Consider the following 16626-nt stretch of genomic DNA (forward strand, 5'->3'; position numbering starts at 1 on the left):
ATGGTGCTATTGATTGATTCAATCAATGCTATCCGTGATTTTCTCGACACTGGTGGCCAAGTTCTCTTGGTCATCGGGGTGTTAATCTTCGCGATGTGGTTATTGATACTCGAGCGATTTATTTACTTTTTTAATGGTTTTAGAAGCTATAAACACGCTCTTAAAGCCAATTGGATTAACCGTGCAGAACGTGATAGCTGGAATGCAGAGCAAATACGCGAAGCTATGATATCGCGAGCTGGTATGCGCTTAAACACCAATCTTTCTTTGATTAATGTGATGGTTGCTTTGTGCCCGCTACTTGGTTTGTTAGGCACGGTGACGGGCATGATAGAAGTGTTTGATGTAATGGCAATTACTGGCACAGGTAGTGCGCGTTCAATGGCATCAGGGGTATCTAAAGCAACTATTCCGACAATGGCAGGCATGGTAGGTGCGTTATCTGGGGTATTTGCCTCAACGTACTTACAACGAAAAGCTAAGCGCGAAGTAGAACTACTACAAGACAGCATGGTTTTAGACCATTAAGCAAAATTTTGATAAGCGGCTTATATAAAGCCACTTATCCTAGGAGAATAAAAATGAGAGCCCCGTTAGGAAACCTATTTCAAGAAGACGAAGCTGAAGAAATAAACATGACCCCAATGTTAGACGTTGTATTTATCATGCTTATTTTCTTTATTGTAACTGCCTCTTTTGTTAAAGAAGCCGGTATTGATGTAAACCGCCCAGAAGCCGCAACAGCTGTTAAAAAAGAGCGTGCTAATATTTTAGTGGCTATTTCTGATACAGGCGAGATTTGGATTAATAAACGTCAAATTGATGTACGCGCAGTACAAGCCAATATCGAGCGTTTAAAAGCAGAAAATCCACAAGGTAGCGTTGTGATTCAAGCAGATAAAAAAGCCACTACCGAAATGTTAATAAAGGTGATGGATGCCTCGCGCGCGGCGGGCGCATTTGATGTATCAATTGCCGCACAAGATGCGTCTTAAGGGCTAGTTATGTTGCGATATTTAGTTGCATTAGTGATAGCCGGTGTAGTGACCTTTATGTTGTTTTTAGGCATGCAGGCACTGATCACTGGCGGTGAAGGCGCTATGACGGATCCGGTAAAGGGTAACGTACTTGATTTTGTTCGCTTGAAAAAAGAAGAAACCGTACAAAAAAAAGAGCGTAAGCCACAAAAGCCACCAACACCAAAAGAGCCGCCACCACCAATGGAATCACCGCAAATGCAAAATAGTGATGCTACAGCAAATGCTAACAACTTTGACTTTGGTGCCAATGTAGATGCGGATGTAAATTTAGCCGGCGGGTTAGCACTTGAAACAAGTGATGGTGAATACTTACCGATTGTAAAGGTGGCCCCAGTTTATCCGCGCCGTGCGTTATCACGTGGCATAGAAGGCTACGTGATTGTTGAATTTACAGTAACTAAACAAGGCACTGTACGCGACCCACAAGTAGTAAAAGCAGAGCCTGAGTCACTTTTTGATAGAGCTGCGATGGATGCAGCCCTTAAATTTAAATATAAACCGCGCGTAGTAAACGGTGAAGCCGTTGAAGTTGCGGGTGTTCAGAACAAAATATCTTTCCAAATTAGCGGTTAATTAGTAATTAACCACGAGTAAACGGACAGAAATGCGAGGCGATTATGAAATTACTACCTACAGCTAAACTTTTAAAGTTAACACTATTTTGTACCGCTGCGATCAGTACAAGTATTGTTACACCAAGTGCTCTAAGCCTAATTCCAGGGCTACATGTAGCTACGGCATATGCAGAGCAAGAACAAAAAACGAAACGTGTACCAGCACTACGTGAAAAGGTTTATAGCCAGCTTGCTCGTGCCCAAAAACTTGCAGACGATGGTGATGTTAAAGGTGGACTTGAAGCGCTTGATAGCATTCAAGAGCGAGCTGCAAGCATGAACTCGTACGAAGTGGCAATGATGCATAACTTTTACGGGTTTATTTATTACAACGAAAACGACTTACCAAAAGCGATTGCCTCGTTTGAAAAAGTGGTAGCTGAGGAAGCCATTCCTGAGTCACTTCGTTTAAGCACTACATTTAGCTTGGCTCAACTGGCTATGGCTAATAGTGATTACACTAAAGTTATCTCTTTTTTAGATGACTGGGACAGTATTAACACTCAGCCTAAAACAGAAGGCTACTACTTGTTAAGGGCTCAAACATACTATCAGTTAAAAGATTATAAAAAAGGGCTTGAGTACATATCTCAAGTGATTGCTTTAAGCGACAGCGAAGGCAAAATCCCTAAGGAAAGCTGGTTAGTACTACAGCGTGCAATGTATTACTCGCTTAATCAAACTGACAAAGTTGTTGAAGTGCTTGAGCGCATGGTAAAGCTTTATAATAAGCCTGAGTATTGGGTGCAGTTATCGGGTATGTATGGTGAAACAGGTAGGGAAAAACAACAGTTGGCGGTAATTGAAGCCGCTTACCAGCAAGGATTTTTAACCTCTAAATCTGATTTACGCCAATTAGCGCAAGTGTATTTATACAATGGTTTAGCGTTTAAAGCTGCAAAAGTGATGAGCGATGCCATTGATAAAGATATTGCTGAAAAAACAGCAAAAAACTACGCTTTTGTTGCCGAGGCGATGATCCAAGCTAAAGAAGATGAAAAATCTATTACCTACTTTGCAAAAGCTGCTGATTTATCTGAGCACGGTAAATACGATCAACGTTTAGCCGAAGTATTTGTAAATACAGAGCAATATGAAGAAGCCGCCGATGCAGCGCGTAAAGCACTTGATAAAGGTGGTCTTGATTTTGAATCAAATGCATTTGTTGCACTGGGTATGGCGCAGTACAACATGCAAAATTTTGATGCATCAATTTTAGCGTTTGAGCAGGCAGAAAAACATAAAAAATCTCAGCGTTTAGCACAGCAGTGGATCAAATATGTAAAGCGCGAAAAAGTGCATGCAGAAACACTTAGAACAGCTTTACTGTAAATTTTAAAGCGCTTTACTAATTAACAAGTAACGCGTGTAAAACCAGTTCATAATCGCAACACTAAAACCGCCTCAGGGCGGTTTTTATCGTCTCTAAAAGCATCCAATTGCTTGATTTTAAATAAGTTACTTTTGTCATCTTATGGTTATTAAACTGTAACTACTTTGTCATAAGTCTCCCGTATTGTAACCGCAGCTAAACTCAAGTGACCTTAAAGCATTATTTAAGTGTTTTATGGTGACTTGAGTTTATTTGAGCACCTAAAAAATAATTAAATACTTTAACGGAGTGAACAATGAAATTATCTGACTTATTCAAAGTAAGTTTGATTGCAACTGCAGTATCTTTAGCTGGTTGTGGTGGAGACTTAGTAGTATCTGAAGGCGACACAACTATTAATGAAGGTGATACAGTAACTAACGTTATTGAAGGCGGTGACGATACAAGTGGTGAAACGTCATCACGTGATGATTCACAAAATGCTACCACTGGCTTTCCTACTGATATTGATAATGCACTAACTCAAGGTTTAGCAACTGATGTTTCTAGTGAGTTTACATCTATTACAGATAAGCCCGTATATCGCTTAGCTGCAGATACCGTGTTCACTACTGATGTATCGTTAACAAACGACGCACACTGGATCTTAAATGGCCGTACTGCGGTTGGTAATGATCGCGCAGATAACGCCAAGCTTTATATTCAGCAAGGTACAACGATTATTGGCGAAACAGGAGATGACTTCCTAGTTGTTCGTCGCGGTTCACAAATTGAATCGGTAGGGACTGTAAGTCAGCCCATTACAATGACCTCAATTCAAGATGTTACAGCTCAAGAAACAACGATTGGTCAGTGGGGCGGTTTAGTATTATTAGGTAACGCGCCAGCAAATTCTTGCGGCGACCAAGAAGGTGAAGCAACAGCTGATGAACTTGCTAATTGTGGTGTATCGGCTGAAGGTGATGCAGGTCAGTTTGGTGGCGATATCAGTGATGATAATTCAGGTACTTTAAAGTATGTACTTGTTAAGCAAGCCGGTAAAACGTTAGGTAATGGTGATGAGTTAAATGGTATTACGTTTGCCGGTGTTGGTTCTGCAACTACGGTTGATTATATTCAAGTACATGAAAATCTTGATGATGGTATTGAGTTCTTTGGTGGCACAGTTAATGTAAGCAATGTTGTACTTACAAATATTGGTGACGATTCGCTAGATTGGTCTTTTGGTTGGACGGGTTCGGCTACAAACGTTTATATTCAGCAAGCGGCTAACGTAGGCGATAACGCTATCGAAGCTGATAACTCTGAGTTTGATTCAAGTGCAACACCATTAACACTACCTACTATTTCAAACGTTACAATTGTGGGTGCTGAGGGCAATAACGGCATTCGTTTACGTGCGGGTACTGCTGGGGTTCTTAAAAATGTATTTGTAACGGGCCCAGCTACTTATGAAAACTGCTTACGTGTAGGCTCTGATTCAGTACCTCGTGCAGAGGATGGCACACTTACGATTACAAACTCTATAGTTGCTTGTCAAACTGCAGCGAATAACTTTGGCAGCGAAGTTATTAACGGTGGCGATGTACAATCTTGGTTTGAAGGCCAAGACGCTAACCAAACACTTACTCCAGCTGATTTAATGCTAGATGACAATGGTTATACACCACTTGCTGGCTCGCCCCTTATTGCAAATACTCAAGTTGGTGCATTTGATGGCTCAACTAACTGGATGGAAGGTTGGACTGTTGGTATTAATGGTGGCTTTCCTACTGATATTGATAATGCACTTGCACAAGGCTTAGCATCAGATGTTTCTAGCGAATTTCCGGAAATTACAGATAAACCAGTATATCGCTTAGCTGAAGATACAACGTTTACAGCGGATGTAACACTTACAAATGACGCACATTGGATTTTAAATGGCCGTACTGCAGTAGGTAATGACCGTGCAGACGCTACAACACTTTATGTTCAAGCAGGCACGACATTAATTGGTGAATCAGGTGATGACTTTTTAGTTGTTCGTCGTGGTTCGCAAATTAACGCAAATGGTAATGCAACTGCACCTATTACAATGACATCTATTGAAGATGTAACAGGCGCTGAAACAACAATTGGTCAATGGGGCGGTTTAGTACTTTTAGGTAATGCTCCTGCTAACTCGTGTGGCGATCAAACTGGTGAAACGACTGCTGAAGAACTTGCTAACTGTGGTGTATCTGCAGAAGGTGATGCAGGACAATTTGGTGGCGATATTAGCGATGATAACTCAGGTGTTCTTCGTTATATTGTCGTAAAGCACGCAGGTAAAACTCTTGGTAACGGCGATGAGCTTAATGGTATTTCGTTCGCGGGTGTAGGCTCTGCAACAAAAGTAGAATATATCCAAGTTCATCAAAATCTTGATGATGGCGTTGAGTTTTTTGGTGGTACTGTAAATGTTCGTAACATAGTACTTACTGACATTGGTGATGATGCATTTGATTGGTCGTTTGGTTGGACAGGTCGTGCGCAAAATATTTATATTCAACAAAGTGCTGTTGGTGGTGATAACGCTATTGAAGCGGATAACTCAGAATTTGATTCAAATGCTACACCTTTAACAAAGCCACTAATTTCTAACGTAACAATTGTAGGTGCTGATGGTACTAACGGTGTTCGTTTACGTGCAGGTACAGCGGGCGTTCTACGTAATGTAGTAATTACGGGACCTGAAGGTTACTCAAACTGTTTACGTGTGGGTTCTGACTCTGTAGCAAATGCAGAATCTGGTGAGCTTTCTATTGAAAACTCAGTAGTGGCATGTAGTGAAGATAATAACTTTGGTAGTGAAGCAATTGGTGGTGGTAATGTTCAATCTTGGTTTGAAGGCCAAACAGGTAACCAAACGCTGACAGCTGCTGGCCTTAGTTTAGCAACCGATGGCTTTACACCTAAATCTAGCTCACCATTATTAGGTTCGGGTGTTGATTCGTCAGACCTTGATTCGTTCTTTACTAAAACAGATTATATTGGTGCGTTTGATGGCGATAATAACTGGATGGATGGTTGGACAGTCGCTATTACGCCAAGTTTTCCTGATGATATTCAAAATGCCTTAGAGCAGGGTTTTGCTACTGATGTATCAGCAAGCTTTCCTGAAATCACAGACAAGCCAGTTTATCAGTTAACTTCTGATGTTGTATTCACTTCAGACGTAACATTAACTAACGATGCACATTGGATTCTAAAAGGCCGTACAGCCGTAGGTAATGACCGCGCTGATGAAACGACTTTATATGTTCAATTTGGTACTACGCTTATTGGCGAGTCGGGTGATGACTTTTTAGTTGTTCGTCGTGGTTCAAAAATAGAGGCCGTGGGCAGTGCAACTCAGCCAATTACTATGACGTCTATTGAAGATGTTACTGGTGGCGAAACGACTATTGGTCAATGGGGCGGTTTAGTGCTTTTAGGTAATGCACCGGCTAACTCGTGTGGCGATCAAGAAGGCGAAGCTACCGCTGATGAGCTTGCAAACTGTGGTGTGTCTGCTGAAGGTGATGCTGGCCAATTTGGTGGTAATGACCCAGAAGATAACTCAGGTACTTTAAAATACGTGGCAGTTAAACAAGCAGGTAAAACGCTAGGTAACGGAGATGAGTTAAACGGCATTACGCTTGCTGGTGTTGGTAGTCAAACAGAGCTTGATTACATTCACGTTCATGAAAACCTGGACGATGGTGTTGAATTTTTCGGTGGTACTGCAAACATCAGTCACCTTGTTTTAACTAATATTGGTGATGACTCACTAGATTGGTCATTTGGTTGGACGGGTAAAGCGCAATACGTACTTATCAAGCAAGCCGAATCAACAGGTGATAATGCAATTGAGGCGGATAACTCTGAGTTTGATTCAAGTGCAACACCACTCACAATGCCTACAATTTCTAATGTTACTATTATTGGTAATGTAGGGGTTAACGGTATACGTCTACGTGCAGGCACTGCGGGTATGCTTAAAAACGTGGTTGTGACAGGTGGGGCAGATTATTCAAATTGTTTACGTGTAGGTTCAGATTCAGCTCCTCGCGCAGAGGATGGTACATTAACTGTTACTCACTCAGTTGTTGCATGTGAAACGGCAAATAACTTTGGTACGCAAGCAATTGGTACTGGTAATGTTGAGTCTTGGTTCTTAGGCCAAACAGGTAACTCTGTGCAAGCAGCCACAGACCTTGGTTTAGCAGATAACGGATATATGCCTTCGGCTGAGTCATTACTGTTAGGTAATGGTTTTGATTCTTCAAGCCTAGATAGTTACTTTGATTCAGTAGATTACATTGGTGCAATGGATGCACAAACAGACTGGACAGCAGGTTGGGTTAAGGTAGGTCTTTAATCCAAACCACATTATAGCCGAGCGAAAGCTCGGCTAATGTCTTGTTTTGTTTCGGAGTATAAAAATGAAATCTTTTAAACCCTCTTCTCTTGTTCTATGTAAACTAAATTGCGCAGTTATGGCTGCAATTATGGGGCTATCAGTAAACACAGCTATAGCAGCCGAAGCCGAAGAGCAAGAAATAGAAGAAGTAGTTGCTGTTGGCCAGCGACTAAAAGGTAGTGCAGGCGCAGTACTACAAGAGCGTCAAAATCAGGCATTTGTTGCTGATATTATGGGTGCTGATCAAATATCACGCACAGGTGATGGCGATGCAGCTTCAGCGCTTCGTCGTGTGACTGGTTTAACTTTAGTCGATGGTAAATATATTTATGTTCGTGGTTTGGGTGAGCGTTATTCAAGTACCCAACTTAATAGCATGTATGTGCCAAGCCCAGATCCCACTCGATCAGTTGTTCCACTGGATTTATTTCCATCGGATATTATTGAAAGCTTAAGTGTGCAGAAATCGTTTTCTCCTGATATGCCAGCGCACTTTGGTGGTGGTAATGTAAATATACGCACCAAATCTATTCCTTCTGATTTTTTGTTTAAAATACAGTTAGGTACTTCATATAACACCTCTAACAGTGACACCGGTTATTTTTACAGTGGTGGTGATGATGATTGGATGGGGCGCGATGATGGTACACGTGCTTTACCTTCATTAATTTCTACAGCGCTTAAAAGTGATGCAGGACTTGAAGGTGACAGCAGTACTACGCTTGAGCAGCGTCAAGCGCTCCTACAATCTCTAGATTGGCAAGTTGGACCTACTGAGAAAGACGTTGATCCAGGCATGAATTTTTCAGTAGCACTAGGTGATAGGTTTGAGTCTGAAGTAGGTACTTTTGGCGTGCTTGCAGCTGTTTCCTATGACAATGAATGGGAAGTAGTTAAAGAGCAAAGCGGTACAAATTTAGGTAGTTTGGGCTGCGAAGACAAATGTTTTGCACAAACTTATGATGGCATATCTACTGAACAAACCGTTCGTTGGAGTGGCACATTAAATTTAGGTTATGAATTTAATAATAACCATAAATTTGAACTAACGAATATAGCTCTTCATGATATGAGTGACAGAGTGCGTAATCGTGACTTTTTCGATGCTAACGAGTCAGAAGAAGGTGTTACTGAGTTACGCCGTGTTGACGTTATGTATGAAGAGCGTGAAATGTTCTCTACGCAGCTCAAAGGGACGCATAACTTTCCTGAATTAGAAAATTTATTTTTTGATTGGTATGCCGGTACAAGCCGCGCCAACAGAGATGCTCCTGGCGCATTGGATGTTGTTTTTCAAACTAACTTAAATGATGGTGTATTTGAATCAGAGCAGTTACAAGATGTTGCTGCAACAAACGTAACACGTGATTATCAAACTTTGCATGATGACGTAGATACATATGGTTGGAATATGGGCATCCCGTTTTATGGTGATGGCTATGAGTTAGAGCTTAAGGTGGGTGGCGATTTTTCTGAAAAAAAACGTGATGCAAGTAATATTCAATTTGGTATTACGCACCGTGGTATAACAGATGAATATACATTTGGCTCAAACATAGACCAAATTTTTTCTGACGAAAATTTAGCTAATAGTGAGTTTTATACAAGTATTACAGGCTCTGGTATTTTTGATGATGGTACCGCAGATGGTGATAAGTACAGCGCTGCACATAAGTTAGACGCTTATTATTTTATGGCCGACTTTTTCTACGAAAACACATGGCGCATAACCGGTGGTATTCGTTGGGAAGACTTTTCTCAAATATCAGTGCCTTTTCAGGCTCATACTAATTTCTTTGATGGAACAATTGAAGAAGTGAGCGAAGTTGCAATAAAAGAAGATAACTTTTTTCCTTCTTTAGCAATTACTTATATTATGGATGAAGAAATGCAGTTTCGCTTAAACTTAAGTGAAACGACGATTCGCCCAGATATGCGTGATGTAAGCTCAACTTATTATGTTGACCCACTAACAGAGTTTTTAGTGCGAGGCTCGCCTACACTTCAAAGCTCTAAGCTAAAAAATGCTGACTTTAGGTTTGAGTGGTACATGCCTTCAGGAAACAATCTATCAGTTGCTTTGTTTTATAAAGATATTGAAAACCCAATTGAAATGGTTGAGTTAGCGGGTGTTGGTGGAGCTGCTCCGCAATTACTAACAGCAAATGCGCAGTCGGGTGAACTAACAGGTATTGAGGTAGACTTTTTAACTGACTTTAGTTTTATTCATAATGATTTATCTGCCATATTTTTATCAGGTAACGTTACTCTATCGGATTCAAGTGTTGAGCTTGGCATAAACGATGCTGATGGGGTTGATTCATTATTTGAACAACAACTAAAAGAGGCGTTGGAAGCTGACTCTGTTTCTAACATTGTTACTAATAATAAACGTCGTTTAGTTGGTCATTCTGAATGGGTAGCAAACTTACAAATGGGTTATGACTCTGCTGATGGTTTTCATTCTACCTCAGTTGTTTATAACGTGTTTGGGCCGCGCATAATCGTACCAGGTACGCGTGGTAACGAAGACGCAGAAGAAAAGTCATTTCATTCTCTTGATTTAGTTTATTCTTACTTCCCTAACTTTAATACTAAAGTTAATTTTAAAGTTAAAAATATACTTGGCCAAGAAAAAGAAATTGAACAAGAAAACTTAACACTTTGGCGTCAAGAAGAAGGCACTGAGTTTAGTTTAAGCTTTAGCTACGAGTTTTAATTTTCTACCCAAGGAAGGGGGATATAATAAAACCTAATTACCTATTAGCCCTGTATTTAATACAGGGCTTTTTTATGACTATGAAAAATATTTAAGTTCTACTTTATTCACTAGTTTTAGCGCGCTGGTGGTGTTATTTTGACGTTAATGAAAATTAAATCTCACGCAATGAATTTAATTTTTAATGTATTAAGGCATCTTTTATGAATCAAACAGTGGAACAAACAATGAAAAAAGTAGGATTAGCCGGTTGGCGTGGCATGGTTGGCTCTGTGTTATTAGAACGTATGCAGCAGCAAAGTGATTTTGCCCATATCGACACCACCTTTTTCACCACCTCACAAGCGGGTCAACTAGGCCCTAATATAGCAGGCGACGCAAAACCATTGCTAGATGCAAGTGACATTAGCGAACTTGCTAAAATGGATATTATTGTTACTTGCCAAGGCGGTGACTACACCAATGCGGTATATCCAAAATTACGCGAGTCGGGTTGGGATGGTTACTGGATTGATGCAGCTTCAGCACTGCGTATGAGTGAGGACAGCATAATAGTGCTAGATCCCGTAAACAAAGATGTTATTGAACAAGGCTTAGAGCAAGGCGTTAAAACGTTTGTTGGCGGTAACTGTACAGTATCGCTAATGCTACTTGCACTAGGTGGTTTGTTTGAGCAAGACCTAATTGAATGGGTAAGCCCAATGACTTACCAAGCAGCCTCTGGTGCTGGTGCACGAAATATGAAAGAGCTTATTGCACAAATGGGCGCTATTCATGCAAGTGTTGCTGAGCAATTAGATAACCCAAGTTCTGCTATTTTAGAAATTGATAAAATAGTCAGTGAAACAATGGCGTCAAAAGACTTACCACAAGACCAATTTGGTGTGCCATTAGCGGGCAGTTTAATCCCGTGGATTGACGTACCAATGCCAAGCGGTCAGTCTAAAGAAGAGTGGAAAGCACAGGTTGAAGCGAATAAAATTTTAGGCTCTTCTAAGCAACCAGTACCTATTGATGGTTTATGTGTACGTATTGGCGCTATGCGTTGTCATTCACAAGCGATGACCATTAAATTACGTGAAGATATTAGCGTAGAAAAAATTGAAGAAATTTTAGCGTCTCATAATGAGTGGGTTAAGGTAATTCCAAACGAGCGTGAAATTAGTGCCACAGACTTAACACCGGTTAAAGTAACGGGCACTTTAAGCATTCCTGTTGGGCGTATTCGTAAATTAGCTATGGGACCAAAATACATTAGCGCATTTACAGTTGGCGATCAGCTTTTATGGGGCGCGGCAGAGCCACTTCGTCGTATGCTACGCATAATTGTTGATGGTGAGTAATACCAATTCGCAATAATACTTAATCAATTTGAGGGGTTAAATCTGACGTTAACTACGTCAAATATTTTTGATATAGAACAACTAAATAACGAAATTTTTGCCTTGTTATCGACACGATTTTCTTCCCTCAAAATAGATCACTTAATTAAGCGAATTGGTATAATATATTATCAGTATTAACAAAAGGGGTTGGCAATTTGCCAGCCCTTTTTAGTTTAATGGCTTATAAAACCGCTTAAGAGGCTAAAACAATACTTTTTTATGAATGTTCACTTTTGTTTATTATTGAACTTAAGTAAACTGTTTACATTGTGTAACAGCCTATTCAAGTAACATTAATGACCTCTCACACAAATAACTTTGCCAATAAGCGATTAGCATTTGTTAGCTCCTATTTTAGTTCTGCAATTGCTATAAACACGGTTGTTTCTTGTTTTCTTATTTTTAGCAGTATTAACCACAGCGCCTCGCAAGAAAAACTTTATTGGCTTTTTACGTTATCATTTATTTCATTACTTCGAATAGCAAGCCATGTATTTGTTAACAACACCCATGCTTTTAAATATCATCTGTATTTTATAGGTTTATTATTAACGGCTTTAACATGGGCTGCTTTTCCTATTTTGTTTTATGAAAACATGCAAATGCAGGAAAAATTTGTATCATTGGTTGTTTTTAGCTCCCTTGCTGGTGGAGGCGTTAATGTTTTAGCTTCAGATATTCGTTCCTCCTTGTCGTATATAACCTGCTTATTGGTTCCTTTTAGTATTTTATTACTTTTACAGCCTATTGAAGATGAGAATGTACTAGGTGTTTTAGGGCTCGTTTTATGGTTTATTTTGTGTTTTATAACGGCTTCACGTAGTGCAAAAGATGTAAAATCATCAATTAATAACGAACTTAAGTTAGATCAATTTATTGAAAACTTAGAAAACGAAGTGCTACTTCGTACCGAACAAATAATTTCTTTAGAGCAAAAAGACAACCTAACTAAATTGTTTAACAGGGGGAGCTTTGTTTCTAATGTTGAACTTGATTTAGCCAATCAAAATGATGATATTAAAGCTGTTTTATTTTTAGATATGGATGACTTTAAAATCATCAACGATAAATACGGTCACGATTTTGGTGATTTTGTGCTGGCTCAAACAGGTAAACGATTAGTTGAAACACAAACCCAAGGCGACTTTATTGCTTGTCGATGGGGAGGTGATGAGTTTATTTTTTATTCTCGCACTAACACCGAAGACGAACTTTTTGACTGTGTTTTTAGATTAGTTAAAACCTTAACAAAAACAGTGAGTATGGATAGCTATCAAGTAAATCCCTCTTTTAAGGTTGGGCTTTATTTTACGCGCGTAAATTTTAATCTTGAAGACGCGATTAAATACGCTGATGTTGCTATGTATGAAGGTAAGAAAAGCCGTAACGAAATATCGGTATTTGACGAGCGAATGCATGAATCGCTTAAAAGAGAAGAAGTACTTCGTAGCTCAATTAAAGAGTGCGTAGAAAAAGGTGACTTTCATCTTTGTTATCAACCCATTGTTGATATAAGCACAAATGAAATAACCACGTTTGAAGTATTACTTCGTTGGCAATTTAATGATGAATTTATCCCCCCTTCAGAATTTATAGATATTGCAGAGCGATATGGAAAAATTAATATATTAGGTGAGTTTGTACTAGAGCAAGCCATTGCGAGTTTAAGTAAGTTAAATGCGGTGAATAGTAAGATTGGATTGTCGATTAATGTGTCTGTCTTGCAACTAGAAAACCATAATTTTTTAGATTTTTTAGTTGCGCTTTTAAATAGATACGCAGTTAAACCATACAATGTGCATTTAGAAATAACAGAAACAGTCATGATTAAAAATTTACCGTATTTGTCAAAAGTGATTACGGCCATAAAAAATACCGGTGTACGTATCTCTATTGATGATTTTGGTACCGGGTTTTCTTCTATATCGGTTTTAAAAGAGCTGTCAGTTGATTACATTAAAATAGATAAATCTTATATTGATAACATTTGTGAATGCTCAAAAGATAAAAGTATTGTTTCTGCGGTAACTAACATGTCGCATATGATAGGTTGCCAAGTAATAGCGGAGGGCGTAGAAAGCCCAGCTCAGTTAACGTTATTACAAAGCTTACAAATTGATAAGTATCAAGGTTTCATATTCAGTAAACCAGTTAGATTTGCCGACGCGCTTAAACTTATTAGTTAGAGCGCTGACTTTTTCACAAAGTTTGTTTATGTAGGGATGATCCAACAGTGCCGTGCGTTTTGCTTAGCGTTTTCATCATGCTTTGTACATAATCCTGCTACTGAAAAATCAGTCGCTAAAGGTCAATACCCCTAGTAATAATGAACTTTTATTAACTTAATGTATTCACATGAGCCACCTGATTACGCCCTTCATTCTTGGCATGGTAGAGTGCTTTATCTGCTTCATTTATTGCACTCTCAATTGTCGTTTTATTACATTTAATATTTATTACGCCAAAACTTGCCGTTACATTAATTACTTTATCGTTAAAATGAATTGGGTAACTGGCCAGTGCACTTCTTAGTTTTTCGGGAAGATCTTTAGCTGACGATTCGTCGTTTCTTGCTATTAATAAAGCAAATTCTTCGCCGCCAATGCGGCCAAATAAATCACATGGGTTTATGCAGTTTTGCATTATTTTTGCAGCTTCTACTAAAACTAAATCACCACCTGCATGTCCAAATTCATCGTTTATTTTTTTAAATTTATCTATATCCCAATAAATTAAGCTGACGTAGTTATAATTATTAAGTTTATCTTTTAGTTGCTCTTGGCTTTTATTATAGAATCCACGCCTATTTAAGCAGCCTGTAAGTTCGTCGCTCATTGCAAGATGGTTCATTTTTTCAGCTAAATCTGATGCCATCATAAATATTATGAATACGGCCATGCCTACATGTGCAGTAGGGACAGTAATAAAATTAATTAATGTATACAGCGCTATATATTCTTCATTTACTTGGCTGCCTTGCAGTAACGCTATGCTTGCTGCAACAAATAAAAGTAATCCACATAGCGTATAAGTAATACTAGCGCCTATTTCGGCAGGAAGTGATTTTTGTTTATGCCTGAAAATAATAACTGCATTGAGTACAAGTAAAATCACATCATAATACACATACAAGGACATAAATAAGCCAACATGCACATATATAGCTGTAAAATAATAGACAGCAGCAAGAGTAACTATTGCTGAGATAATTAAATAGCGAATTTTTATACCCGAGTTTACCCTAATGCAATGCCCCCACGTACCTAGCAGTACTGAACCTACAGAGAAGCTACTTCCTAACATCCAATATAATGTGTTTGAGTTAAATAATGGTTCTGCCAACATTGTTGCCCATTGGCATGCAGAGAATGCAAATGCGATTGTCCAAAGCATGGCATATTGCTTTTTACCTAACGTATACCACGACATTAAAAATATGACAGACCAAATAATACTGGTGAAAAAGAGGGTAACTAATATATAAAAAATAGGATTCATGTATTTTTATTCTTGTTTGCGTTAATTTTACTTTAGTAGATGAAAGCGGTTTATTCGACCTAACGCCGGTTATTAGTTAGCTAAATTGTAAATAGATATGTATGCAATCATTTCTTAAGTTGTGTATTTGAATAGTGGTATATCCCTTGCTGTAATAACTGTTGTTTAGAGCTTTAAGCTTATATGGCTTTGCTTTGTTTATAATTTTATTCCTAACAGGTATTTAAATTACAATTATTAGTAATTTTTACACGTTTATTTATTTGCTTAATTAAAGAATTCAGCTAGGGCTTATTTATTCTTCTAGGTTAAATTTGTAGCTGTACGTTTAGGTTTTAGGTAAAGCAGAGTTTATGTTGTGTGGCTATCTTCATAAGTGCTTTATAAAAATAAATATTAAACATACGCAGCCCTTTATATAGAAAAATTTAACCCTGAAAGGTCAAAAGGCCCCCGTTTTTAGTAAAGGAAATTACAATGCATTTTTCATCCAAAATATTTCACGACAAATACCTTAAAGGTGTAATAGCGCTGGTTGTGTTACTTATACTAACGCGAATAGCCGCGCCTTATGTAGTTCAGCACTACGTAAATTATCAGCTAAAACACACACAAGGTGTTACTGGGCATGTTGGTGACGTAGATTTGTTTTTATATCGCGGTGCCTACGCAATTGACGACGTTGAAATTTATGCTGTTGATGCAACTTCAGCTCCTAAGCCTTTGCTGAGTATTCAAACTCTCGATTTTTCACTTGCGTGGTCAGCCCTTTTAAAAGGGAATTTAGTAACAAACATGGCGTTTACGCGCCCTAAAATAGTTATTTATGATAAAGACCCCAATGCTTCTGAGCAAAATAAACAAGTAAAAGACGAAACTACTTGGGTAGGTCTCGCCAATAATTTAGTACTGTTTTCTATTGATACCTTAACAATTGAGCAAGGCAAGTTAACTTTAGTTAACTCAACGAATAGTGGTGAAAAACCCACTTTTATATCAAATATCAACGCTCGAATTGAAAATATAACCAACGCGCAAAACCTATCAAAAACACTAGTGACTACTCTAAGCGTAGAAGGTGCATTAATGGGGGAGGCCGCATTAAAGTTTGATGGCAAATTAGATCCCTTTAGCAAACAAGCCAATTTTGATTTTAACGCAGAGGTACAGCGTTTCTCTGTTAAAAACCTCGATACTGTATTTAAGGTATACACGCCTTTTGATATTGAAGCGGGTGGCATTGATGGCGCTATGGAATTGGTGGCTAAAGACAATAACTTAAATGGTTATGTAAAAGCGGGCGTTCAAAACTTGAGTGTGTTCTCGTGGCGCGAAGATATAGAAAAAGATGACGATGGAATATTTACGGCCATATTTGAAGGCAGTGTTGATTTACTGGGCTCTATACTCGAAAACGATGAGTCTAAACTTGTTGCTGCACGTATCCCTATAGAGGGGCAATTAGATAATACGGATGTTTCGACTTTTCAAGCTGTGATTTCGGTATTAGAAAACGCATTTTTTGATGCGTTTAAAATGAAAGTAGATAACGTTATTTCTTTTGAAGATACGGATGAAAAATCTGATAACGAGGAGAATTAAAGCTCTTTG

10 protein-coding genes are annotated in these 16626 nt (G+C 38.7%); 9 read left to right on the plus strand and 1 reads right to left on the minus strand.

Features of this window, described 5'->3' with window-relative positions; all coding sequences use genetic code 11:
- The 8 genes from AC5NT5_RS20085 (at position 1) to AC5NT5_RS20120 (ending at position 13703) form a co-directional block, all read left to right on the plus strand.
- The gene (locus AC5NT5_RS20085) at positions 1–528 is read left to right on the plus strand and encodes a MotA/TolQ/ExbB proton channel family protein (RefSeq protein ID WP_010552929.1); all 528 of its coding nucleotides are present in this window, start codon (positions 1–3) and stop codon (positions 526–528) included.
- A 53-nt stretch (positions 529–581) separates the two neighbouring features.
- Positions 582–995, plus strand: coding sequence for an ExbD/TolR family protein (locus AC5NT5_RS20090; protein ID WP_004334764.1), 414 nt, complete (start codon positions 582–584; stop codon positions 993–995).
- A gap of 12 nt (positions 996–1007) precedes the next feature.
- Positions 1008–1613, plus strand: coding sequence for an energy transducer TonB (locus tag AC5NT5_RS20095; protein WP_024597386.1), 606 nt, complete (start codon positions 1008–1010; stop codon positions 1611–1613).
- Positions 1614–1657: 44 nt separating this feature from the next.
- The gene (locus AC5NT5_RS20100; protein ID WP_494513563.1) at positions 1658–2986 is read left to right on the plus strand and encodes a tetratricopeptide repeat protein; all 1329 of its coding nucleotides are present in this window, start codon (positions 1658–1660) and stop codon (positions 2984–2986) included.
- A 296-nt stretch (positions 2987–3282) separates the two neighbouring features.
- The gene (locus tag AC5NT5_RS20105) at positions 3283–7371 is read left to right on the plus strand and encodes a beta-helix domain-containing protein (RefSeq protein ID WP_182716659.1); all 4089 of its coding nucleotides are present in this window, start codon (positions 3283–3285) and stop codon (positions 7369–7371) included.
- Positions 7372–7435: 64 nt separating this feature from the next.
- Positions 7436–10132, plus strand: a complete 2697-nt coding sequence (locus AC5NT5_RS20110; RefSeq protein ID WP_138490090.1) for a TonB-dependent receptor domain-containing protein — start codon at positions 7436–7438, stop codon at positions 10130–10132.
- Between the two features lie 203 nt (positions 10133–10335).
- On the plus strand, positions 10336–11475 hold the full coding sequence (gene asd / locus AC5NT5_RS20115; RefSeq protein ID WP_494513564.1) for an aspartate-semialdehyde dehydrogenase: 1140 nt from the start codon (positions 10336–10338) through the stop codon (positions 11473–11475).
- Between the two features lie 338 nt (positions 11476–11813).
- Positions 11814–13703 (plus strand): putative bifunctional diguanylate cyclase/phosphodiesterase, encoded by a 1890-nt coding sequence (locus AC5NT5_RS20120; protein ID WP_494513565.1) that lies wholly within the window; start codon positions 11814–11816, stop codon positions 13701–13703.
- Positions 13704–13854: 151 nt separating this feature from the next.
- Here AC5NT5_RS20120 and AC5NT5_RS20125 read toward each other — a convergent pair whose 3' ends face one another.
- Positions 13855–15015: a GGDEF domain-containing protein gene (locus AC5NT5_RS20125; RefSeq protein WP_165723860.1), complete on the minus strand. Its 1161-nt coding sequence runs from the start codon at positions 15013–15015 to the stop codon at positions 13855–13857.
- Positions 15016–15492: 477 nt separating this feature from the next.
- Here AC5NT5_RS20125 and AC5NT5_RS20130 point away from each other — a divergent pair, with 477 nt between their 5' ends.
- Complete coding sequence (locus tag AC5NT5_RS20130; RefSeq protein WP_024597577.1) at positions 15493–16617, plus strand: DUF748 domain-containing protein; 1125 nt, start codon at positions 15493–15495, stop codon at positions 16615–16617.
- Positions 16618–16626 lie beyond the last annotated feature (9 nt).

This window comes from Pseudoalteromonas sp. J2K-J599, assembly GCF_059295115.2.

Excerpts from the sequence above, each read along its gene's own strand:
- AC5NT5_RS20085 (WP_010552929.1), top strand. The coding sequence starts at position 1 with ATGGTGCTATTGATTGATTCAATCAATGCTATCCGTGATTTTCTCGAC.
- AC5NT5_RS20090 (WP_004334764.1), top strand. The coding sequence starts at position 582 with ATGAGAGCCCCGTTAGGAAACCTATTTCAAGAAGACGAAGCTGAAGAA.
- AC5NT5_RS20100 (WP_494513563.1), top strand. The coding sequence starts at position 1,658 with ATGAAATTACTACCTACAGCTAAACTTTTAAAGTTAACACTATTTTGT.
- AC5NT5_RS20105 (WP_182716659.1), top strand. The coding sequence starts at position 3,283 with ATGAAATTATCTGACTTATTCAAAGTAAGTTTGATTGCAACTGCAGTA.
- AC5NT5_RS20110 (WP_138490090.1), top strand. The coding sequence starts at position 7,436 with ATGAAATCTTTTAAACCCTCTTCTCTTGTTCTATGTAAACTAAATTGC.
- asd (WP_494513564.1), top strand. The coding sequence starts at position 10,336 with ATGAATCAAACAGTGGAACAAACAATGAAAAAAGTAGGATTAGCCGGT.
- AC5NT5_RS20120 (WP_494513565.1), top strand. The coding sequence starts at position 11,814 with ATGACCTCTCACACAAATAACTTTGCCAATAAGCGATTAGCATTTGTT.
- AC5NT5_RS20125 (WP_165723860.1), bottom strand. The coding sequence starts at position 15,015 with ATGAATCCTATTTTTTATATATTAGTTACCCTCTTTTTCACCAGTATT.
- AC5NT5_RS20130 (WP_024597577.1), top strand. The coding sequence starts at position 15,493 with ATGCATTTTTCATCCAAAATATTTCACGACAAATACCTTAAAGGTGTA.